The organism is Brevibacillus fluminis (assembly GCF_003710825.1).
Classification (GTDB): Bacteria; Bacillota; Bacilli; order Brevibacillales; family Brevibacillaceae; genus Brevibacillus_D; species Brevibacillus_D fluminis.
Genome location: NZ_RHHQ01000012.1, coordinates 84,654 through 105,605 on the forward strand (window position 1 = coordinate 84,654; position 20,952 = coordinate 105,605).

At 51.1% G+C, this 20,952-nt stretch carries 20 protein-coding genes, 1 pseudogene and 1 riboswitch; of the genes and pseudogenes, 20 read left to right on the plus strand and 1 reads right to left on the minus strand.

The window, feature by feature from the left end:
- The first annotated feature begins 13 nt into the window (after positions 1-13).
- From EDM56_RS14620 to EDM56_RS14650, 7 genes are all read left to right on the plus strand, one after another.
- On the plus strand, positions 14-838 hold the full coding sequence (locus EDM56_RS14620; RefSeq protein WP_122918640.1) for a carbohydrate ABC transporter permease: 825 nt from the start codon (positions 14-16) through the stop codon (positions 836-838).
- A gap of 130 nt (positions 839-968) precedes the next feature.
- Positions 969-1,838: a MurR/RpiR family transcriptional regulator gene (locus tag EDM56_RS14625; protein WP_122918641.1), complete on the plus strand. Its 870-nt coding sequence runs from the start codon at positions 969-971 to the stop codon at positions 1,836-1,838.
- A 14-nt stretch (positions 1,839-1,852) separates the two neighbouring features.
- Positions 1,853-2,758, plus strand: a complete 906-nt coding sequence (gene murQ, locus EDM56_RS14630) for an N-acetylmuramic acid 6-phosphate etherase (RefSeq protein ID WP_122918642.1) — start codon at positions 1,853-1,855, stop codon at positions 2,756-2,758.
- A gap of 127 nt (positions 2,759-2,885) precedes the next feature.
- On the plus strand, positions 2,886-3,887 hold the full coding sequence (locus tag EDM56_RS14635; RefSeq protein ID WP_183192446.1) for a LacI family DNA-binding transcriptional regulator: 1,002 nt from the start codon (positions 2,886-2,888) through the stop codon (positions 3,885-3,887).
- A 104-nt stretch (positions 3,888-3,991) separates the two neighbouring features.
- Positions 3,992-4,900 carry a pseudouridine-5'-phosphate glycosidase gene (locus tag EDM56_RS14640; protein ID WP_122918644.1) on the plus strand — a complete coding sequence of 303 codons (909 nt, stop codon included), beginning with the start codon at positions 3,992-3,994 and terminating at the stop codon, positions 4,898-4,900.
- Positions 4,897-5,772, plus strand: coding sequence for a carbohydrate kinase family protein (locus tag EDM56_RS14645; protein ID WP_122918645.1), 876 nt, complete (start codon positions 4,897-4,899; stop codon positions 5,770-5,772). The genes EDM56_RS14640 and EDM56_RS14645 overlap by 4 nt, the downstream gene beginning before the upstream one ends.
- A gap of 179 nt (positions 5,773-5,951) precedes the next feature.
- Positions 5,952-6,082: riboswitch (cyclic di-AMP (ydaO/yuaA leader) on the plus strand.
- A 174-nt stretch (positions 6,083-6,256) separates the two neighbouring features.
- Complete coding sequence (locus EDM56_RS14650; protein ID WP_122918646.1) at positions 6,257-7,465, plus strand: aspartate kinase; 1,209 nt, start codon at positions 6,257-6,259, stop codon at positions 7,463-7,465.
- Here the strand turns inward: EDM56_RS14650 and EDM56_RS14655 are convergent.
- Positions 7,462-8,421: a helix-turn-helix transcriptional regulator gene (locus tag EDM56_RS14655; protein WP_122918647.1), complete on the minus strand. Its 960-nt coding sequence runs from the start codon at positions 8,419-8,421 to the stop codon at positions 7,462-7,464. The two genes, EDM56_RS14650 and EDM56_RS14655, sit on opposite strands and share 4 nt — an antisense overlap.
- Positions 8,422-8,618: 197 nt before the next feature.
- On the opposite strand from EDM56_RS14655, the gene EDM56_RS14660 reads away from it, so the two are divergent.
- From EDM56_RS14660 to EDM56_RS14720, 13 genes and pseudogenes are all read left to right on the plus strand, one after another.
- Positions 8,619-9,509, plus strand: a complete 891-nt coding sequence (locus EDM56_RS14660) for an SDR family oxidoreductase (protein ID WP_122918648.1) — start codon at positions 8,619-8,621, stop codon at positions 9,507-9,509.
- 182 nt (positions 9,510-9,691) lie between these two features.
- A complete protein-coding gene (locus EDM56_RS14665; protein ID WP_122918649.1) occupies positions 9,692-10,345 on the plus strand; it encodes a GntR family transcriptional regulator in 654 nt (217 codons plus the stop codon).
- 125 nt (positions 10,346-10,470) lie between these two features.
- Positions 10,471-11,556: a M42 family metallopeptidase gene (locus tag EDM56_RS14670; protein WP_122918650.1), complete on the plus strand. Its 1,086-nt coding sequence runs from the start codon at positions 10,471-10,473 to the stop codon at positions 11,554-11,556.
- Between the two features lie 53 nt (positions 11,557-11,609).
- Positions 11,610-11,819 carry a hypothetical protein gene (locus EDM56_RS14675; protein ID WP_122918651.1) on the plus strand — a complete coding sequence of 70 codons (210 nt, stop codon included), beginning with the start codon at positions 11,610-11,612 and terminating at the stop codon, positions 11,817-11,819.
- Between the two features lie 425 nt (positions 11,820-12,244).
- The gene (locus tag EDM56_RS14680; RefSeq protein ID WP_122918652.1) at positions 12,245-12,868 is read left to right on the plus strand and encodes a PepSY domain-containing protein; all 624 of its coding nucleotides are present in this window, start codon (positions 12,245-12,247) and stop codon (positions 12,866-12,868) included.
- A 136-nt stretch (positions 12,869-13,004) separates the two neighbouring features.
- On the plus strand, positions 13,005-13,700 hold the full coding sequence (locus EDM56_RS14685) for a response regulator transcription factor (RefSeq protein ID WP_122918653.1): 696 nt from the start codon (positions 13,005-13,007) through the stop codon (positions 13,698-13,700).
- The gene (locus EDM56_RS14690) at positions 13,693-14,805 is read left to right on the plus strand and encodes a sensor histidine kinase (RefSeq protein WP_122918654.1); all 1,113 of its coding nucleotides are present in this window, start codon (positions 13,693-13,695) and stop codon (positions 14,803-14,805) included. Before EDM56_RS14685 ends, EDM56_RS14690 begins: the two co-directional genes overlap by 8 nt.
- Positions 14,806-14,906: 101 nt before the next feature.
- Positions 14,907-15,761 carry a M15 family metallopeptidase gene (locus EDM56_RS14695; RefSeq protein ID WP_122918655.1) on the plus strand — a complete coding sequence of 285 codons (855 nt, stop codon included), beginning with the start codon at positions 14,907-14,909 and terminating at the stop codon, positions 15,759-15,761.
- Positions 15,762-15,922: 161 nt separating this feature from the next.
- Positions 15,923-16,099 (plus strand): annotated as a pseudogene (locus EDM56_RS14700) (DUF3311 domain-containing protein); the annotation flags it as partial.
- Between the two features lie 231 nt (positions 16,100-16,330).
- On the plus strand, positions 16,331-17,947 hold the full coding sequence (locus EDM56_RS14705; RefSeq protein WP_122918656.1) for an ABC transporter substrate-binding protein: 1,617 nt from the start codon (positions 16,331-16,333) through the stop codon (positions 17,945-17,947).
- Between the two features lie 152 nt (positions 17,948-18,099).
- The gene (locus EDM56_RS14710) at positions 18,100-19,020 is read left to right on the plus strand and encodes an ABC transporter permease (RefSeq protein ID WP_122918657.1); all 921 of its coding nucleotides are present in this window, start codon (positions 18,100-18,102) and stop codon (positions 19,018-19,020) included.
- A 15-nt stretch (positions 19,021-19,035) separates the two neighbouring features.
- Positions 19,036-19,941: an ABC transporter permease gene (locus tag EDM56_RS14715; protein ID WP_221175981.1), complete on the plus strand. Its 906-nt coding sequence runs from the start codon at positions 19,036-19,038 to the stop codon at positions 19,939-19,941.
- Positions 19,942-19,954: 13 nt separating this feature from the next.
- Positions 19,955-20,938 (plus strand): ABC transporter ATP-binding protein, encoded by a 984-nt coding sequence (locus tag EDM56_RS14720; protein WP_122918658.1) that lies wholly within the window; start codon positions 19,955-19,957, stop codon positions 20,936-20,938.
- The last annotated feature ends 14 nt before the right edge of the window (positions 20,939-20,952 follow it).

Consider the following 20,952-nt stretch of genomic DNA (forward strand, 5'->3'; position numbering starts at 1 on the left):
AAGGGGGGAGCGGATGAAAACTGGCATCGGCACCCGTTCGGTTTTTTACTTGATCGCCTACTTGTTCGTGCTGGTGATGGCGTACCCGATCGTATTGATGGTTCTGTCATCCTTTAAGTCGACGGCTGAAATTTTCACCAGCCCCTTGTCGCTGCCGGAAGTGTTCAGCCTGGAACCGTACCGAAAGCTGTGGGAGCTGGTTCCGTTTCAAGACTACATTTGGAACAGCGTGTTCGTCAGCGTGGTCACGGTTGCATTGATTCTCCTGTTTTCCTCACTCGCTGCGTTTTATTTGGCCCGCTTTTCCTTTGCCTGGAGCGGTTTTCTCTACTTCTTTTTCCTCATCGGCCTGATGATTCCGCTGAAGCTGGGCATCGTGCCGCTGTTCATCCTGATGAAAAACATCGGGCTGACCAACTCGCTCTGGTCGCTGATCCTCATCTATACGGCGAGCGGCATCCCGATTTCCGTCTTCATCCTGACGGGCTTTTTTCGTACGCTGCCGATCGAGCTCGAAGAGGCGGCGCGCATGGATGGCTGCAACCATTTTCAGGTGTTTTGGCGCATCTTGCTGCCGTTGATTCGCCCGGCACTGGGAACGGTGATGATCATCAACTTCATTTCCGCGTGGAACGATTTCTTTTTCCCACTCATTTTTATCCAGGATGAGGCCGCGAAGACGATTCCGATCGGGATGCTCGGTCTGTTCGGGGAGTACGAGGCGGATTGGAGTATGATTTTTGCTGGCCTGACGCTGTCCTCGCTGCCCATGATCGCAGTGTTTCTGGTAGCCTCCAAGCAATTCATGGAAGGACTGACCGCCGGCGCCGTCAAGTGAATGGGACGGGTTTGCTGCGAAGCGTTCAAGGGAATGTAAGAGATGAGTGGAATAAGAGGAGTGAAGGATTGTATGCGTTTGCAATGAACAAGCAATCATACAGGCAAATCATGAAGAAAGCGGTGTCGGCATGTTTAATGGTGGTCTCGTAGGCTTACAGGCGATTTTGGATGAATTGAAGCCGTCGGAGCGTAAAGCGGCGGAATATATATTGGCTCACCCCGAAGAGGTGGTGGAGCTGTCGGTGCAGCGTGCCGCCGAACGGAGCGGCGTATCGGAAGCGACGCTGGTCAGACTGGCGCGCTCCCTCAACATGAAAGGGTTTCAGGAGCTGAAGCTGCGTATCACAGGTGATCTGAACAAAACGACGGCTGCAGGTAGCTATCAGGAGATCATGATCGACGGCCCGGTGGAGACGATCATGCAGGCGGTCAGCTGGAATAACACGCAATCGATTCAGGATACGCTGTCCGTCCTCTCGCGCGACGAGGTGAAGCGGGCGGCAGATGCGCTGCTTGCGGCACGCAAGATCGACGTATACGGCGTCGGGGCGTCAGCCGTCATCGCGGCAGATGTGAAGCAAAAATTTTCGCGGGTTAACATGTGGTGCGAGGCGCACGCCGATTTTCACAGCCAGCTAACGTCAGCCACCGGCTTGACAGGTCAGGATGTCGTTTTCGGCATCTCCCATTCGGGACAAACCGAGGACATCATTCAATCACTCGGCGAGGCGAAACGGCAGGGAGCAACGATCATCACTTTGACCAAATTCGGCCCATCGCCCGTGGCGGAGCTGGCCGACATCAAGCTGTTCACCAGCTCGGTCGAGCAAAGCATTCGCAGCGGCGCGATGGCATCGCGGATCGCGCAATTGAATGTGATCGACATCCTGTTCATTACGACGATCAGCCGCAGCCCCGAATCAGTCATTCCCGCGCTGGAAAAATCACGGCTTGCGGTAAACCGGACGAAACGATCCTCTTCAGGGGGAGGAGCTTAGAGGAGGACTGTGGGATGGATGATAGACTGGAAGACTTGTCGACAGAATCACGCAATGAGCAGACACGGCAGCTGGATACGCTATCGATCATGCAAATCCTCCAATTGATGAATCGGGAAGAAAGGAAGGTGCCGCATGCGGTGGAACGGGCACTGGAGCAAGTGGCAGCCGCCGTCGCATGCGTGATTGCAGCCGTAGAAGCGGGCGGGCGACTCTTTTATTTCGGCGCAGGGACGAGCGGCCGGCTGGGCATTTTGGATGCGGCCGAATGTCCGCCCACGTTCGGCACCCCGCCGGAGCTGGTGCGAGGCATCATTGCGGGCGGAGCAGCTGCGATCATGCGGGCGATCGAGGGGGCAGAGGACGATGAGCAGCTGGGGTGGCGCGATGTGCATGACTGCGGGGTTACCGCACATGATGTCGTTGTGGGGATCGCTGCAAGCGGCAGAACCCCTTATGTCATTGGCGCCCTAGACGCTGCCCGCGGAATCGGTGCGAAGACGATCGCACTCTCTTGTGTGGAGCAGGGTCTCATCAACCAACATGCCGATTTGGCGATCAAAGCGGTCGTGGGTGCGGAGATCGTGACTGGCTCGACGCGCTTGAAGGCGGGAAGCGCGACCAAGCAGGTGCTGAATATGCTGACCACCGCCACCATGATCAAGCTGGGCAAAGTGTACGGCAACCTGATGGTCAACGTGCAGGCGACAAACAACAAGCTGCGCGAGCGAGTAAAGCGGATCGTGATGGAAGTGACCGGCGTCACCTACGAGGAGGCGGAAGAGCTGGCTCAGCAGGCGGATGGGGACGCGAAAACCGCGATTTTGATCAAGCTGACCGGTAGCAGCCCGGAGGAAGCGAGGCGGCTTTTGGCGGCGACGCAAGGGCGGTTGCGTGAGGCGATTGAGCTGCTTGGCTAAGAGCTAAGAAATGAAAGGGATGCTTTGTCGCTGTTTGCAAGCTTTACGCTTGACAGTGGCAAAATATCCCTTCTATACTTGTAATAAGATTCTGCCAACGTTGGCATAAAACGATTGAGGAATGAACATGAACCGATTTACGATTAAAGATGTAGCCGCCAAAAGCGGGACGTCCATCCGCACGGTTTCCCGCGTCTTAAACAGCGATCCACATGTAAAAAAAGAGACGAGGGATCGTGTGCAAGCGGTGATCGACGAGCTGGGTTTCAAGGTAAACATCGCGGCCCGCAGCTTGCGCGACCGCAAGTCGAACCAGATCGTCGTCTTTGCCGACCGACGGAAGAATGCCTTTTTGGGCGGCTTCCACAACGAGGTTGTGCTCGAGCTGCACCGTGAGGCCAAAACCCAAGGCTACCGCATGGTCGTGTCCGTTTCCTCGCCGGAGCAGTTCGAGGAGGATGAGAACGATGGCTTTTATTTGGTGCAGCACGGTCTGTGCGATGCCGCCATCCTGTTCGATCCGCATGAAGGGGACCGGCGCGTGCAATATTTGCGCGAACACCGCGTGCCGTTTGTCGTGCTCGGCCAGGACAAAAGCAGCTACCAAACGTCCTACGTCGGCCTCGACAACCGCGCTGCAGGCTACATGGGAGCCAAATACCTGCATGAAAAAGGCCATGCTGCATTCGCGCTGATTCTTGGCAGCGAAGCATCCGGCGTCAATCAGGACCGGGCGGAAGGATTCCGCAGGTACCAGCGGGAAAAAGGCCTGGACAACCAGGTGCTATTCGGCTTAACCAACATCGAATCGGCGTACAAAAAGACGCAGAGCCTGCTCGAAGCCAAGTCGGTCACGGCGATTTTTGTTTCCGGTGACGAGCGTGTCGTGGGCGTCTACCGCGCGATCCAGGAAGCAGGACTGCAAGTGGGGCGCGACATCGGCGTGTTAGGCGTTGATGATTTGGAGATGGGGCGTTTTCTGCTCCCGGCGCTGACCTCGCTCGTACAGCCCAAGCAAGAGATGAGCAAGCTGGCGCTGGAGTTGATCATGGAGCAGCTGCAAGAGGAAGAGCGCGTGGTCAAGCGAGTCCTGTTCGTCCCAACGATTGCCGAACGAGAATCGGTCTAAATTTTTTTCGATCGTTTTGCCAACGTTGGCAAAAATGTAAAACGACAACAAAGAACTGCTCACCCGATCCATTTGCACTCATTCATAGAAGGAGGAATTCATTCATGAACACGAATCTTTTCCAGATCCACGATGAGGTAAAATCGGCGCTGGCCGAGGGCAAGGCGGTTGTCGCCCTGGAATCCACGATCGTTTCGCACGGAATGCCGTATCCGGATAATGTGAAAATGCAGCTGGAGGTTCACGAGCTGATCCGCGAGCTAGGAGCGGTTCCAGCGACCATCGCGCTGATGGACGGACGCATCTGCATCGGGCTTGACGATGACCAAATCGAACGGCTTGGGACTGCGAATGGCGTCGTGAAAACAAGCGTGCGCGACATCCCCCGCGTGCTGTCCGCCAACCAAATTGGCGCGACAACCGTAGCAGCCACGGCCTATGCGGCTGCTCAGGCAGGCATTCGCTTTTTTGCCACAGGCGGATTGGGTGGCGTTCACCGCGGCGCGGAAGAGACGTTCGATATCTCGGCAGATTTGCCGGCATTGGCACAATATGACGTATGTGTCTTCTCCTCCGGGGTGAAGTCGATTTTGGACATCCCGAAAACGTTGGAATATTTGGAGACTTCCGGCGTCCCGGTCTACGGCTTCGAGACGGATCGCTACCCCGGCTTTTATGTGCGCGATTCCGGCCAGCCGATCGAATCGGTCGACGAGGAAGGGCTGGTTGCGATGCTGCGGACAAAGGAGCAGCTTGGGCTTACGCATGCGGTAGCGGTGGCGGTGCCGATCCCGGCGGAGCATGAGCTGGACCGTGAAAAGATGGAGGCGACGATCAACACAGCGCTGAAAGAGGCTGAGGCAGCCGGAATCGCAGGCAAGCCGGTCACACCGTTCCTCCTGTCCAAAATCAAGGAAAGCACAGGGGGCACGAGCCTTGCCTCCAACATCGCCTTGATGAAAAACAATGCCACCGTCGCGGCGAAAATCGCGGTGGCGTTCCACGCGCGATGATTACCGTCGTCGGTGATTTGCTAGTAGAGATCCTGGTGCGAAAAGGCCAGACGCGCTACGCCACCGACACGGAAGGCACGGTCGACATGCGGCCGGGCGGGCAGGCGCTCAACGTCGCCAGCTGGTGTGCGCGGGAAGGAGCCGACACAAGACTGATCGGAAAAATCGGCCGGGACGTATTCGGCGATTACTTGCTCGAAAAAGCGACGAAAGCGGGTATCGGCTGCGAGCTCGTGCGCGATGAGCAGGAGGAGACAGGGCGCAATGTCATTTTGATCGATCGCGAGACGGGCGAGCGGTCGATGATCCCGGATCGCCGCGTCAATATGCGGCTTAGTCCCGAGGATGTCGATGTCGCCGGAATCGGTCGCAGCAGGCTCTTGTATTTGTCCGGCTACAGCCTGTTCGACGAGCAGCTCAGGCGAACGGCGCTTCATGCCAAAGCTGCGGCGCTTGCGCACAACGTCCCGATCGCGCTCGATCCTAGCTCGACCTTTCATTTGCGGGAGTTAAAGGAGCTGTTTTTGCAGCAGCTTCCCGGTGTGACCTTCCTGTTCCCGAATTACGAGGAAGGTGCACTGCTCACCGGACAGGAAGAGCCCGAAGCGATTTTGCGCGAGCTGCATCGTCATGTCCCGATACCCATATTGAAGCTAGGAAAAGACGGGTGCATCTTGCTAGACGGAGATACGGTTGTCAGACTTCCTGCTCCCAAGGTGAATGTGGTGGACACGACAGGCGCAGGTGATTCTTTTGCAGGCAGCTTTCTCGCCGCATACAGCAAAACAGGTGACCCAATTGTAGCAGCCACGCGCGCTATTGAAGTGTCTTCGCATGCGGTGACGCAGGTGGGGGGAAGCGGATGCAGCTGAATTTTTCACCCACGTTAAAAGGATCAGGAAACGGGCGGTATTTTTGGAATGCGGGCGAAAATTCCAGTAAATAGGTGGAGAGGGCCCGAGACTGGAAAATAGCGCATCTTACGGAGGGTGTGCCCATCGTGCCGGTATGGTACCATACAAAACAAGTTTTACCCGCTTGCGGGCAAACAAATCAATAAGAGCCTAGTTCCGTCCAGGACGGAAGCGGGGGAACCAACTTTTGGGGTTAATTCTGTGCAAGCAGAAGGGATGCTCTCTGCCATCCTACCCGTCAGCTAACCTCGTCGGCTAAAGCAGATTTGTCGGAACGAACCAAGTTTTTGCATGTATCAAGCTATGTCAAGATTTCCGCCCCCTTTGCGAGGGGGACAGTCGACGCATCTGCTTTCCGTCAGGGTCAGCCCTCTGTTCGGTAGCGGTGCGTCGATTTTTTATTCGCGTTTTTTCCACCACATGATGAAAAAGGAGGAATAGGATGGCTCTCATTGTGCAAAAATTCGGCGGAACTTCTGTAGGCACGGTTGATCGGATTCGCGAGGTGGCGAAGCGGGTGAAGGAAAGCAGGGAGGCAGGCCATCAGCTAGTCGTCGTTCTGTCTGCCATGGGCAAAACGACGGATGCGTTGGTCCAACTAGCAAAAGAGATTTCCGAACACCCCGACGAACGGGATATGGACATGCTGGTCAGCACGGGGGAGCAGGTATCGATCGCATTGCTGGCCATGGCACTGCAACAGGAAGGCTGCGAAGCGATTCCGCTCACTGGCTGGCAGGCGGGGATTGTGACCGATTCCGTACATGGCGAAGCGCGGATCAAGCAAATCGAGACACAGCGGATTCGAAGGCATTTGGCACAGGGGAAAATCGTCATTATCGCAGGCTTTCAAGGGATGGATGAGCAGGGCGCGATCACGACATTGGGACGAGGCGGTTCAGATACGAGCGCGGTTGCGCTTGCAGCAAGCCTGGGTGCACAGCTTTGCGAGATATATACGGATGTGGCCGGAGTATTTACCGCTGACCCGCGCCTGGTACCAACTGCGCAAAAGCTGTCGGCGATTTCGTATCAGGATATGCTGGACCTCGCAGAGCTCGGCGCAGGGGTCCTCCATCCGCGCTCAGTGGAAACGGCACGATCGCATGGCGTTCATGTGGTCGTCCGATCCAGTTTCTCAAATGAGGAGGGCACGAATGTGGGCAGAGACGTGCCAGCACCTGGCATCACAGGAATCGCCCATGGGGAGCACGTCGCCATCGTGACGCTAAAAGGCGAGGGTATCCGCAGCCGGACGCCCGTTCTGTCCTCACTGCTTCAGGATGCTGGGATCCCGGTAAGCGCGTTTGTGCACGGTTCTTCATTTTTGTCATTTCCACTTGCAAAAAACCAGCTGCAAAAAGTGGCTGCGCTGCTGCGGGAAAATCGAGAGCAGCTCGGCTACCGCGAGCTTGAGGAAGAGGGCGGCTTCACGATGGTCTCCGTCGTAGGCGTATCTCGTCATTCGGCCGCCAAGGTGCTGAAGGAGATCATGGGCCGAATGAAGCTGCTGCATATTCCGATCCGCTGGGTCCATCAAAGCGAGCGAAGGCTGTCATTCGCTATCCGGGGGAACAAGGCGGAGACGGCGATCCGCACGCTTCACAGGGAACTGGGACTGGATGGGCGCGAGGAGCTGGCGGCATTTTAGGAGGGTTCGCTTGCATACAGCGTATGGAGGGACGCGATCTCCGCAATCATCCGCTGTCTCAGCTCAAGTGGCTCGATGATCTCCATTTGTGCCCCGTAGCCGAGCGCTAGCTCACAGGCCGATTCCAGCGTATGGAACTGGACTTGTGCAAGCAGCCAGCCATTTTCTGCAGGAGCGGTATGAATTAGCTTGATGTACCGTTCCTGCTGAAGGCGGGGAAGCAGCTTCTCGTGGAAACGCACGGCAGCCGGATAGGCAGGCAGATTCGCCTTGAACTGTGCTGTAGAGGTGTCCCAAAAGGAAGCGAGGTCGAAATCCGCCGGCCGTATAAACGTTTCGTCCAACTGCTGCGCATGCATGAGACGTGAAATCCGGTACGTGCGTATGTCCCCCTCCACCTGTGCGACCAAGTACCAGACGCTGCGCTTGGCCACGAGCCCCAGCGGCTCGACGACCCGGTCCACCAGCGCATCCTCGCGCTGATACGTCATAGCGAGCTTTCGTCCTGCCCAGACCGCATCCTGGATGATCGTGAGCAATGGCACCTCCTCATCCGATTGATGCCAGCCCGCACCGTCGATATGGAGGCGTTCCCGCACGTGCTCGGCATCGCGACGCACAGCTGTCGGTGAGGCGGCCACCAGCTTTTGGAACGCTGCATCAAAAGCCCCGCGCATGCCCAAGTCGCCGAGCTGTGCGAGCGGAGCGGCCAGATGGAGGGCGCGTATCTCTTCCCCTGTCATGCCTGTCAAATTCGTCCGAAACCCTTCCGCTAGACACCAGCCCCCTGCCGATCCACGTTCGGCATAGATGGGAATGCCAGCAGCACTGAGCGCCTCCATATCCCGATGAACGGTCCGCTCCGACACTTCCAGCCGCTCTGCCAGCTGGCGTGAGGACAAGCGTCCATGATTTTGCAGCAGCAATAAAATGCTCAACAACCTCTCCGCTTTCACCCAAAAGCCCTCCATCCCTGTTATGTTCATTTTCATCACGTACAAACTATTTGTACTTTACCATTTTTATTATGACAGCACTTGTCATATATGATCCCGTACACTGCATTCATGCTTAGAAAACATGGCTACGCCAAGCTTTTTGGCGAGGCCGCGGTTGCACTTATCTGTACGAAAAAAACGGGAGGCATTTTCTCATGACAAAACCTTTGGCAGGAAAAATTGCAGTGGTGGCCGGTGGAACCCGTGGCGCAGGCCGGGGCATTGCCGTCGCGCTGGGCGAAGCCGGGGCGACCGTGTATGTGACAGGACGCAGCGTGCGCGGCAGCCAGTCTGATTTGCAGCGAAGCGAAACGATTGAGGAGACGGCAGAAATGGTCAGGGAAGCGGGAGGAACCGGTATCGCAGTGCGTGTGGACCACACGCGGGAAGAGGAAGTGCGTGAACTTTTCGCACGGGTGAACGCGGAACAAGACGGACAGCTCGACATTCTGGTCAATGACGTGTGGGGCGGGGAGCAGCTGTCCGAGTGGGGCAAACCGTTCTGGGAGCAATCGCTTCCCAACGGACTCTTGATGCAGACGCGGGGCATTCATTCCCACCTCATCACTAGTCATTACGGCGTGCCGCTTATGGTCGCCAAAAAGCGTGGGCTAATCATCGAGATTACAGACGGCACAGATTACCGTTACCGAGGCAATCTGTACTACAGTCTGGCTAAAATTTCGGTGATTCATCTAGCGAAGGCAATGGCCGCTGAGCTGCGCCCGCACAATATCACGGCGCTGTCGCTGACACCAGGGTTCTTACGCTCCGAGGAAATGCTCGACCATTTCGGCGTCACGGAAGAAAACTGGCGGGATGCAGCCAAAATCGACCCGAATTTTCTTCAATCCGAAACGCCCGCTTATATCGGTCGCGCCGTAGCGGCGCTCGCTGCCGACCTGGATGTGGCTCGCCAATCTGGCAAAGCGCTCAGCACCTGGGGCTTGTCTGACGAGTACGGCTTCACCGATTATGACGGCAGACGCCCGCATTGGGGGAGATATGCGGAGGAGCAATGCTTTTACAGAGAGGAAGAAGCGTAGTAATAAGAAAACGTACGTGTCCCGTATGGTTTGGAAAAATCACTCTCACCGATGGTGAAGGGTGATTTTTTTTGCGAGGAAAAGAGAGAAAAGTCGAAAATTTATCATTTACAGTTGTCAGAATCGTTTGTTATTATCTGAATTGTCGACAATTTGCCAATTAAGCGAGCGAGGAGCAGCGCATGAAATCAGACAAGATCATCAATAACGCCCTGTCCAATCTGATCAAGGAACGGATCGTCGAAGACCTCGTCCTCGGAAAAATCAAATCGGGTGAAAAATTAGTCGAAGCCAAATACGCAGAAGAATTCGGCACCAGCAGAGCTCCGATTCGCGAAGCCTTTTATTTATTGACACTGGAAGGCTTTGTGCAAAAAATACCGCGCAAAGGAACGGTCGTCAAAGGCTACACGCCAGCGGAAATCCGCGATTTGCTGGAAATCCGCAATTTTTTGGAAGAGCTTGCCCTGCAGCGCCTGTTTGAAAAAGACCGCAGCAAGCTGACTGGGCGGATGGAGACGATCATCGGCAAGATGGAGCGAGCCAGCCACGACGTGAAGGAATACGCTGCGCTCAATTACGACTTTCACTTCCAAATGATTTTGGCGAGCGAGAGCGATGTCATCAAAAGTATGTACGAACGCTTGGGCACGCCGCTTCGTTCGTATCAAACCGTTTCTTTTTTAGAGGAGCAAAACATCAAAAAGTCGTTGGAAGAGCACAAGCGCATCGTGCAGCTGTTGAAGGACGGAAGTCTCCAGGAGGCAAGCCAGCTGCTCGCCAAGCATAACAAAGACGTGTTTACCCGCATCGAGAAATATGTGAATCCCACATAATCTCATTTTTTTCATCATAAATGTCGACAATCGACCGAAATGAAATTGAGGAGGTGAGGCTCCGCAGTCGGGTACGGGAAATGAAAAGCGCTTCAACACAATTGAACTTGAAGGAGGCAGGAAGGATGAAGGAAAGAATCAAGGCAAGATTTCGCGAGTTGGCAGGGATGGTAGGCGTTTCGGGCGCGGAACAGGAAGTGGTCGCCTATTTGCAGGAGCAGCTGGCCGCAGTTGCCGACGAGGTCAAGGTCGACCCGAGCGGCAATGTGATCGCCGTGAAGCACGGATCGAAGCCGGGACCGAAGCTGATGGTGTGCGCGCACTCCGATGAAGTCGGTTTTTGCGTCAAAAACATTTATCCAAACGGCTACATCGCCTTTGACAAAATCGGCTATGTCTCCGATCAATTGCTGCTGGGGCGCAAGGTGTGGATCACGAGCAAAAAGCTGCCCGGCGTGATCGGGATCAAGGCGGGCCATCTGCAGACACCTGAAGAGAGCAGGCAGGTCAAATCGATCCGCGATTGCTACCTCGACGTGGGCGCTTCCTCCCGTCAGGAAGTGGAAGCGATGGGCATCAAGATCGGCGATCCGATCGTCTTGCAAAGCGACTTCATGGAAATGCACAATTCCGACCTGATTTCGACTAAATCCGTGGACAACCGGATCAACTGCGCGATCGTCATCGAGCTGTTCCACCAGCTGAAGGACACCGCGTTTGCCGGAACGCTGTACGGGGTCGTGACGGTACAGGAGGAAGTGGGGCTGCGCGGCGCGACGATGGTCGGCAACCAGCTCGAACCCGACTACGCGATTGTGCTCGACACCATTCCTGCGGGCGATACGCCGGACATCGAGACGGAGAAAGTGCTCCCGGTATATCTCGGCAAAGGCCCGGCATGCCCCGTGGCGGATGCGGCAGGCGGACACTTCACATACATTCATCCAAAGGTGCGCGCGATGATTGAGGAGCAGTCGGAAAAAGCGCAAGTGCCGGTACAGTACTTGACGCTGATTGGAGACAGCTACACGACCGATGCCGCCAATTTGGCGATCGCCGGAAAAGGCATTCCGGTCGGAGTGGTGGCCACCCCGCGTAGATACTCGCATTCCCCGATCGAACTGGTCAATCTTAACGATGCGGAAGGCGTGCTCAAAATCGTGAAAGGCATCGTCACCGATAACGGACAGAAAGAATTGGGCTTTCTCTAAAACGAGTTTCGAAAAAGCCAAGAAAACAGAGCATCGGATAAGGGGGCAATTAGATGAAAGTCACCCATCTTCTTTCGCTTGTTCCGTTTATCGACATGGTGTTCGCTCTGACGCTTGTTACCGGGTGGAGCTGTTGGAATGATTTGCGGGGTGATTACTGTTGTTTATATTACGGTTACTGGAACGACGGTCGCGACTTTATTCCCGACGCTGTCAAGAGCGGTGCAGGATTTGAATGTGGGGATTGTTGCGTTGGGGGCTAATGTGGTGGTGAAAGAGCGCCCACAGTCGGTGTGAGTGGAGAATGATAGGCGGAAAGATGAAATCCGTTGGCCGATGAGCTGGCGGATTTTTTGTGTGGAAAATGGGGTTTTATGCAACTTTCGTACTTAAATACATCGACTTCAATAATACGGAAACGATGTCGAACCCGTTTACATATTCGGGCGAAATTTACGTGGGGGAGACAACCCCTATTATATGAGGACGAGGTTTATAAAACAGTTGATCAAGTGCGGAGAAGAGTAACACGCCACAAATGGGAGCGATTTTTGCGCTACTTGGCATCGGAATGTCTTCATTTTATAAAAATTTTAAGTTTACCCCACTTTTTTCTTAAATAGTTTTCTCTAACTTATACCTAGGGGAAAGAAATCCCCCAAAAACATAAACTCGAAGGAGAGTTAGTATGAAAAAATTACTTGAAAAAACATCCGTACGTTTGACAGCCTTTGGATTGGTCACTGCGATCGCCGTATCTGGTGGTATACTAGTAAGTGCAAAGGAAAATCCAACTCAAAATACTGCAGCTCAAAACCAAGATTCTGAGGGATTGTATGCAGGAACTTACAAAAAAGTCAAAGCCTCCGAGGCGCTTGCGGACAAGGATGTAAAAGCAGCAATCGATCAAGTCTATGCTCAGTTTCCAGAAACAAAATCCTATGAGATTAGTGCTTATGAAGATGTGGTATCAAAAGGCGAGCATGATAAATATGTTGTTAACCTTGAAAAAGATTCAAATAACTTTTTTGATTTTGCAGTAGATGCAAAAACGGGGAAAGTTAGCTATACCATACAATCATTGACGGCTTCTGAAGTTCTTTCATACGCAAAATCCGGGGTAGATAAAATCCATGCCTTGCATCCAGAAACAAAATCGTATGAGATTACAAGTGCCAATGTTATTGACAACTTTGTAGGCAACTTTAGCAAATATAACATCACATTTACTGAAAAAGATTCCAAACGCTCGATTACTTTTGGAATAGATGCGAAAACGGGAGAGATTATGGATTCCTATAAAAAAGAATAGCTTGTAAAAAACTCTCCACTTAAAATGAAGTGCACCCCTTTTGGTAGAATAGGAAAAACTCCTTGGAAAACCGATTCAAGGGGTGCATTTTTGTTTAGCAGCAACAAGCATCTGAAATGAAAATAGGGAGAAAACAATGAAACGCATGACAATATTGATAGCTGACGACGAGGCGGAAATTGCGGAGCTAATCGCCTTACACGTAAAAAAAGAAGGTTACGATTATTTTATCGCATCGGACGGGAAGGCAGCGATTCATGCTGTTTCGACGCATTCGATTGATTTGGCGATTTTGGATATTATGATGCCCAAGCTGAATGGGTATGAAGTCACCCGACTCATTCGCGAACAGCATAATATACCGATCATCTTTTTGAGTGCAAAAACGTCTGATCTGGACAAAATCACAGGACTGGTTCAGGGGGCAGACGATTATATGACCAAGCCTTTCAATCCAATGGAGTTGATTGCCCGCGTGAATGCCCAGTTGCGACGCTACATACAACTGAATCAACCGGCAACAGTGGGCAAAATGGTTTTGGAGGTGGGGGGCCTGGTCATTTATCCGGATGAGCACACCGTTAGCCTGTACGGTGAAACCATCGAGCTAACGCCAAAAGAGTTTGATATATTGTATCTGCTAGCCAGCTATCCGAAGAAAGTATACAGTGCCGAAAATATTTTCCAGCAGGTGTGGGGTGAGGCGTACTATGAAGGCTGTAATACGGTGATGGTGCATATACGAACTTTGCGGAAAAAGCTTGGGGAAGAAAAGACGAAAAACAAATTTATAAAAACGATTTGGGGTGTGGGGTACTCATTTAATGGCTAAGATGATACGAAGCTTTCGGTTCAAAATGATTGTCCTCCTAGGGCTAAGCATGCTTCTATCCGGATCCATCACCTATTTGCTCTATAAAGCGCTACAGATTTACTATTGGACTCAGGTGAAGTTTGAAAATCCATTGAGACCGATTCGCTATTTCATCCGAGACGTGGGGGATATCTACTTTTTTTTACTTATTTTTATTCCGCTTGCTATATTATTTTTCTATATCTTCACCAAACCTTATACAACGTATTTTCAAGAGCTTTCCACGGGCATTCATCATCTCGCAAATGGTGACTTTTCTCGTCGCATGCATATTTCGTCCAATGACGAGTTCGGGAATATTGCCAAAGACATGAATCTGGCAAGTGAAAAATTGCAAAAAGCCGTAGAAAGAGGAGATTTTGCCGAAAACAGCAAGAATCAGTTGGTGTTGAATCTGGCGCATGATTTGCGTACACCGCTGACTTCCGTTTTAGGCTATTTGGATCTGATTCTACGGGAAGAGCAGTTGACTCTGGAACAAATCAGACATTACGCAACGATTGCTTTTACCAAGTCGCAACGATTGGAAATGCTCATCGATGAACTGTTCGAAATCACCAGAATGAACTATGGTACGGTCGCCATTGAACAGGACTCAATCGACTTGGGTGAATTGCTTATCCAGCTAAACGAAGAGTTGTATCCTTCCTTTGAGAAAAATCATCTGATAGCGCGAGTGAATGTGACCCCGCATTTGACGATTCAAGGAAATGGAGAGCTGCTGGCACGCGTATTCGAGAATTTCCTGACCAATGCCATTCGCTATGGGCATGATGGCCAGTTTGTCGATATCAATAGCTTTCGGGATGGCGATGAGGTGGTTGTCCAGGTGATCAATTACGGTGACCCGATTCCCGAAAAAGAGCTGCCGCATATATTTGAAATGTTTTATACTGGCGACAAAGCGCGAACCCAACGGGAGGGGAGCACAGGCCTCGGCTTATTCATTGCCAAAAATATCGTGGAGCAGCATCAGGGGATGGTTTCTGTCCAAAGCAATCTGATTCGTACACTTTTTGAAGTGCGGCTACCACATGAATCCGCTTCACAAGAACCGGCATAAAATCTGGCCATGATTTTAGAAAAATTTTATTTTCACCCCACTTTTTCTTTTAACTGTTTTTCCTATCCTGAATGGGTAAAGAGCCAGGGAGGAAACTGAAAATGAAAAAGTGGGTATTTTTGTTTGTCATTTTGATATTGTTGCTGGGTTATAAAGTCGTTCAACCAAAACTGGGGAGTGGACAAGATCATCAACGTGAAAGACACATTGGGGACTCCTCTCAGGAATATCAAACGATAAACATTGAAAATGGCCAGGTATACCAAGGGAATCTGTTATTGGTCAACAAGGATTATCCTGTTCATCCGGAAGGGATAAAATCTGATGTGGTCGATCTTTCTTTGCACAAAGAATTGGTCAATGGATATCGGTTGCTTGACGATCGCATTCAGTTGTCAGAGAGCGTAGTGCAAGCATTTACCAAGATGGTCCATGCTGCAATCAGCGATCATGTGAGCCATTTTATGATTAACAGCGGGTATCGGAGCCTTGAAGAGCAACGACGGCTCTATAAAGAAATGGGTTCGGACTATGCTTTGCCAGCGGGCTATAGCGAACACAATTTGGGGGTATCGCTCGATATCGGATCTACGCAAATGAAGATGGAGCAAGCACCTGAAGGAAAGTGGCTGAAAGAAAATTCCTGGAAATACGGATTTATTTTGCGCTATCCAGAGGACAAGGCGGATATAACAGGGATTAACTATGAACCTTGGCATTACCGCTACATTGGGTTGCCTCACAGTGCGATTATGCATGAGCGTCACCTCACTTTGGAGCAATATTTGGATGCTCTGAGAAACGAAAAAGACATGACTGCAATCGTCGATGGTAAAACGTTTGAAATCTCGTATTATCCAATTTCGCAAAGCGATACGATTCAAGTACCGATCAATCGCCACTATGAGATTTCTGGCGACAATCGGGAAGGAGTCATTGTGACCGTGTATCCTTGATGGCGGTGGCCGTGCGCGAGTTTAGGGGCAGTACAGTGATTGAGAGAGAATACGAACTCGAATGAAACGCTTTTGGCATAACTTCACGTACATTCATCCAAAGGTGCGCACGATGATTGAGGAGCAATCGGAAAAAGCGCAAGTACCGGTACAGTACTTGACGAGTGGAGCCGTATGTGCTCGGGATGCCGTTCAATCTGTTTTGGGTCGTTCTCTGGGTCGCGCTCACCTCAGCCATCATCGGGCTGAGATGGCGAGGAGACAAAGCTCTTCTATTTGAGAGCGAGGTAACCCCCTATAATCACAATCTAATAATAAAAATAGGACACACTGAATAAATATAATAGACAAAATTGAGTGAAAATTTATACAATTAGCGCAATGACTTACTTAAGTATGAGAAGTAATATTAATCTATTAAAGCTTTATAAGGAACTGAGGTGGTCTTAACCTAAGCGAACCTACGAGCAATAAAGCAGCATGGATATTGGTTGAAGCGGTTGTCAAAATGTCTTACGTTAGGAAGTTGGAAAGCGAACCCATTACTTATGAAACAAGGGGGTAAACTAATGAAGAAACGCAGAAAATCACTGTTTTCATCCATTTTCATTCCGATTATTCTGGCATCAACCGTTCTCGCTGGCTGTGGCGGCGGGGGAGGCGGAGACCGCATGTTAACGATCGCGGAATCCACAGACCCCGGAACCGCAGATGTACAAAAAACGACATCGGAATATACCATTCCATTGAATATTTACGATCGCCTTATAGAGGCCAAAACGGTTTCGCCAGGTAAATCCGAACTCGTTCCAAGTCTTGCCGAAAGCTGGGACGTGTCGCCGGATGGTCTCACTTATACGTTCCATTTGCGGAAAAACGTGAAATTCCACAATGGCGAAGTGTTTAAGGCCGATGACGTCTTGTATACGTTTGACCGGATGCTTGATCCAGCGACGAAAGCATTAAATACAGACTTCCTGGACATGATCGCTGGCGCGAAAGACCGCATGGATGGCAAAGCGACAAGCGTCAGCGGGATCAAAGTCATCGATGACAATACCATTTCCATAACGTTGGCTAAAGCATTTGCACCATTTTTGGCAAATCTGGCGACGCCGCCGGGTTCCATCTATAACCGCAAAGCGACAACCGAAGCGGGCGATCAATTCGGGATCGAGCCGTCCAAAACGATCGGTACCGGCCCATTCAAAATGAAATCGTGGACAGTCAATGACACTGTCGTGATGGAAGCGAATAAGGACTATTTCCAAGGGGCTCCCAAATTCGATGGCATCAATTTCAAGTTCGTGCCAGACGCGGAAACGAAGCGAATGATGTTTGAGACTGGCAAGCTCGACGTTTTCGATTTGAGCAGTTCGGCCTCGCAAATTCCACAATTCCGTGACAATGAAAAATGGAAGAACAACATCGTTTCAGGTCCGATCGTCGGGACGTACTACTATTGTCTGAATGAAGACATTAAGCCATTAGACGATGTCAGAGTCAGAAAAGCATTGCAAATGGCAATCGATCGTCAAACACTGATCGATAAGCTGTATTACGGGGAAGGTCAATTGGTGAATGGGATTTCGCCACCAGGGCTGCTGGGCTATAATCCAGATTTGCCGAAGATTGAGTTCAACCCGGAAAAAGCAAAACAATTACTGGCCGAAGCAGGGTATCCGAACGGGTTTGACATGGAAATCGCCCAAACGACGGAAAGCTCGGAAACACTGAAAATGAATGAAGCCGTACAGGCGATGCTACAAAATGTAGGTGTCAAAGTAAAGATTACACAATTGGACGAATCTACGTATTTCGCCACAAGAAAAGAAGGGAAACTGCCATCTTATCATGCCGATTGGTCAGCGGATTACAATGACCCAGACAACTTCTTCTACACGTTCTTCTCTCAGAAAAACACCAAAGCCAGGTCGTATAACTACAAAAACCTGGATGTGAATGCCAAGCTGGAAAAGGCGAGAACAATGGTTGACCAAACACAGCGGATCAAAGATTACCAGGAGATGGAGAAAACAATCGTGCAAGATGATGCTGCATGGATACCGCTGTTTGCCTTGAATAAATTGTTCGTTGTGCAACCACGCGTGAAAAACTTCCAGGTGTCTTGGAACGGCTGGACTTCGATGAACTATTACGGAATCGAGATTGTTGACGCGAAATAAAAACGTTTGGAAGAAATAAACCATGCTCCTTGTAAAAATAACTACTTTTTCCAAGTAGTTATTTTTACATAGGAAGCGGCTACAAGGGCTGGGAGCCGCAACGAGCGGTCAGCAAAAAATAGCCAACAGCAACAAAGAGGAGGAGTGGTTGCGTGGGGCACTACATCATTCGCAGGATTCTTATATCGATACCGGTAACATTTGGCATTGCACTAATAACGTTTATTCTCTTGAATGTGATTCCGGGTGACCCGATCGCGCTGATGATGAAAGAGCATATCAGCCCAGAGGTTGTTGCCCGAGTGCGGGCGCAGATGCACTTGGATGATCCGGCGTATTTCCGATTTTTCCGTTATATCTGGGATGCATTGCATGGCGATTTTGGCGTCTCGTATAAGTTGAATCGATCGGTTTCGTCCCTTCTGATGGATGCTTTTCCGAACACATTGACACTTGCGATTGCAGCAGCTTTGGTATCGTGGATCATTGGTATTCCTGCTGGTGTTTTATCCGCGGTGAAGAAGCGTTCCTATCTGGACAACTCCATCATGGGGTTTTCCCTACTTGGTGTATCCATTCCGGTCTTTTGGGTTGGGCTGCTGTTTCAATATGTGTTTGCTTTCTGGTTGGGCATATTGCCGGTTTCTGGATTCAGTGGTCCCGAATATTTGATCATGCCAGCGATCGTGCTTGGCTGGAGCTCTGCTGGGACGATCTCACGACTTACCCGCTCAAGCCTGCTTGAGGTGATGCGCAATGATTACATTCGTACAGCACGGGCCAAGGGCAATGTTGAGCTCAAAGTGGTCATGAACCATGCCTTAAAAAACGCAATGCTCCCCGTCGTCACCGTCATGGCGTTGCAAGTCGCCGGGCTTTTGTCGGGGGCGGTCATTACGGAGAGTGTTTTTGGTATACCGGGAATCGGAAGGATCGCGGTGAATGCGATTCAAAACAGGGACATGCCACTGCTCCAGGGAGCCGTTATGTTTACGACCGTCCTCGTCATCGTGGGGAATTTGGTTGCCGACATTCTCTATTCACTGATCGACCCACGGATCAAATACGATTGAAGGAGGGACTAGACGTTGAATATTGCGAGAAATGTGCTCCTGAAAAAAGAAATGCTCGAACCGAGTGATGAATTGGTCAAAGAGACGTTCTGGCAGGATATCTTTAAATCATTACGCAAAGACCGCATGGCTGTCGCGGGCGGAATCGTGATCGCGCTGTTCATCCTGATGGCGATCTTTGCCCCGTGGATCGCACCTCATGATCCGTATGCCGTGTCATTGGATCTGCAATTCCAAAAACCAAGTGCCGAGTATTGGCTAGGAACCGATATGTTTGGTAGAGACGTCTTTTCCAGAATGATTTATGGTTCGCGAATCTCGCTATTGATCGGAATTGTTCCGAGCTTGATTACGATGTCAATCGGTATTGTTTTGGGCATTGTCGCGGGATATTTTGGCCGTAGAACAGACTTTGTCATTATGACGATTTCGGATATGGTGCTGTCGTTTCCATCCTTGCTGCTGGCGATGGTCGTCATGTATACGCTTGGAGCGAGCCTTTTAAATATATTTATTGCACTGAGCATAGTGGGTTGGGCAGGTACGGCGAGGGTCGTTCGCGCACAAACGCTATCATTGAAAAACAAAGAGTTCGTCGAAGCTTCCCGAGCGATTGGGGTTAAGCCGATTGTCATCATGCTGCGCCACATTTTGCCGAACTGCATCCCGCAGCTGCTTGTCCTGTTTACATTGGAGATTCCGGGATCGATCTTGTCAGAAGCGAGCCTGAGTTTTCTTGGAGTAGGCGCACAACCGCCTGCTTCCAGCTGGGGCTTGATGGTTTCCAATGGCAAGGAGTTTTTGTTCAATGCCCCTTGGGTTGCGATTTCACCTGGCATCGCGATTTTGCTGATCGTTTTGGCGTTTAACTTTTTGGGCGATGGCCTGCGGGATGCCTTGGATCCATATTTGAAGCAATAGGGGGAATAAGGGGATGAAACCATCGGATACCGTCTTGGAGATCAACCATTTGCAAACCTACTTTTACACGGACAAGGGTGTTGTCCCTGCCGTCGATGATATAAGCATTTCCGTGAAAAAAGGAAAAATCATCGGGATTGTCGGAGAGTCAGGATGCGGCAAAAGCATGACGTCCTTATCAATTATGCAGCTCATCGCGTCTCCCGGAAAAATTGCCGGAGGAGAAATCCTGTTCCAAAACAAAAACCTGGTGGGACTGTCCAAATCGGAAATGCGCTCACTGCGGGGGAATGAGATTTCAATGATTTTTCAGGAGCCGATGACGTCACTAAACCCTGTTTATCCGGTCGGCAAGCAAGTGGCAGAGACGCTTTTGCTCCATAACAAGACGATGCAAAAAGAGGAAGCGAAACAAAAGGTCATCGATATGTTCAAAATGGTCGGCATTCCCGAGCCAGAAAGGCGATATCGTGCGTTCCCTCACCAGCTGTCAGGTGGATTACGGCAGCGAGTCATGATTGCGATGGCATTGATTTGTCGTCCGAAGCTGCTGATTGCCGATGAGCCAACAACTGCGCTTGACGTGACGATCGAAGCGCAAATTTTGAAGCTGATGAAACAGCTTCAGGAAGAGATCGATACGTCGATTATCATGATCACTCATAATTTGGGCATCGTGGCCGAGATGTGCGACTACGTGTACGTCATGTACGCCGGAAAAGTGATGGAGCATGCGGATGTGTTTGAGCTGTTTGATCATCCCAAGCATCCATATACAGAAGGCTTGCTCAAATCGATCCCCCGTGGCAATGTACAGCAAAACAAGAAGAAGGGATTGTACAGTATCGAAGGCATGGTTCCGAATATGTTGAATTTGCCCAAGGGCTGCAGATTCCATCCCAGATGTATGTATGCAGAAGACGCGTGTAGAGAAATTGAGCCTGATCTTGTAGATACAGGCGACGGGCACATGGTCAGATGCATTAAGTACAAATAAGAGGGGGTGTGGCT

Coding starts and splice junctions, on each gene's coding strand:
- EDM56_RS14620 (WP_122918640.1), top strand. CDS start 14: ATGAAAACTGGCATCGGCACCCGTTCGGTTTTTTACTTGATCGCCTAC.
- EDM56_RS14625 (WP_122918641.1), top strand. CDS start 969: ATGTTTAATGGTGGTCTCGTAGGCTTACAGGCGATTTTGGATGAATTG.
- murQ (WP_122918642.1), top strand. CDS start 1,853: ATGGATGATAGACTGGAAGACTTGTCGACAGAATCACGCAATGAGCAG.
- EDM56_RS14635 (WP_183192446.1), top strand. CDS start 2,886: ATGAACCGATTTACGATTAAAGATGTAGCCGCCAAAAGCGGGACGTCC.
- EDM56_RS14640 (WP_122918644.1), top strand. CDS start 3,992: ATGAACACGAATCTTTTCCAGATCCACGATGAGGTAAAATCGGCGCTG.
- EDM56_RS14645 (WP_122918645.1), top strand. CDS start 4,897: ATGATTACCGTCGTCGGTGATTTGCTAGTAGAGATCCTGGTGCGAAAA.
- EDM56_RS14650 (WP_122918646.1), top strand. CDS start 6,257: ATGGCTCTCATTGTGCAAAAATTCGGCGGAACTTCTGTAGGCACGGTT.
- EDM56_RS14660 (WP_122918648.1), top strand. CDS start 8,619: ATGACAAAACCTTTGGCAGGAAAAATTGCAGTGGTGGCCGGTGGAACC.
- EDM56_RS14665 (WP_122918649.1), top strand. CDS start 9,692: ATGAAATCAGACAAGATCATCAATAACGCCCTGTCCAATCTGATCAAG.
- EDM56_RS14670 (WP_122918650.1), top strand. CDS start 10,471: ATGAAGGAAAGAATCAAGGCAAGATTTCGCGAGTTGGCAGGGATGGTA.
- EDM56_RS14675 (WP_122918651.1), top strand. CDS start 11,610: ATGAAAGTCACCCATCTTCTTTCGCTTGTTCCGTTTATCGACATGGTG.
- EDM56_RS14680 (WP_122918652.1), top strand. CDS start 12,245: ATGAAAAAATTACTTGAAAAAACATCCGTACGTTTGACAGCCTTTGGA.
- EDM56_RS14685 (WP_122918653.1), top strand. CDS start 13,005: ATGAAACGCATGACAATATTGATAGCTGACGACGAGGCGGAAATTGCG.
- EDM56_RS14690 (WP_122918654.1), top strand. CDS start 13,693: ATGGCTAAGATGATACGAAGCTTTCGGTTCAAAATGATTGTCCTCCTA.
- EDM56_RS14695 (WP_122918655.1), top strand. CDS start 14,907: ATGAAAAAGTGGGTATTTTTGTTTGTCATTTTGATATTGTTGCTGGGT.
- EDM56_RS14705 (WP_122918656.1), top strand. CDS start 16,331: ATGAAGAAACGCAGAAAATCACTGTTTTCATCCATTTTCATTCCGATT.
- EDM56_RS14720 (WP_122918658.1), top strand. CDS start 19,955: ATGAAACCATCGGATACCGTCTTGGAGATCAACCATTTGCAAACCTAC.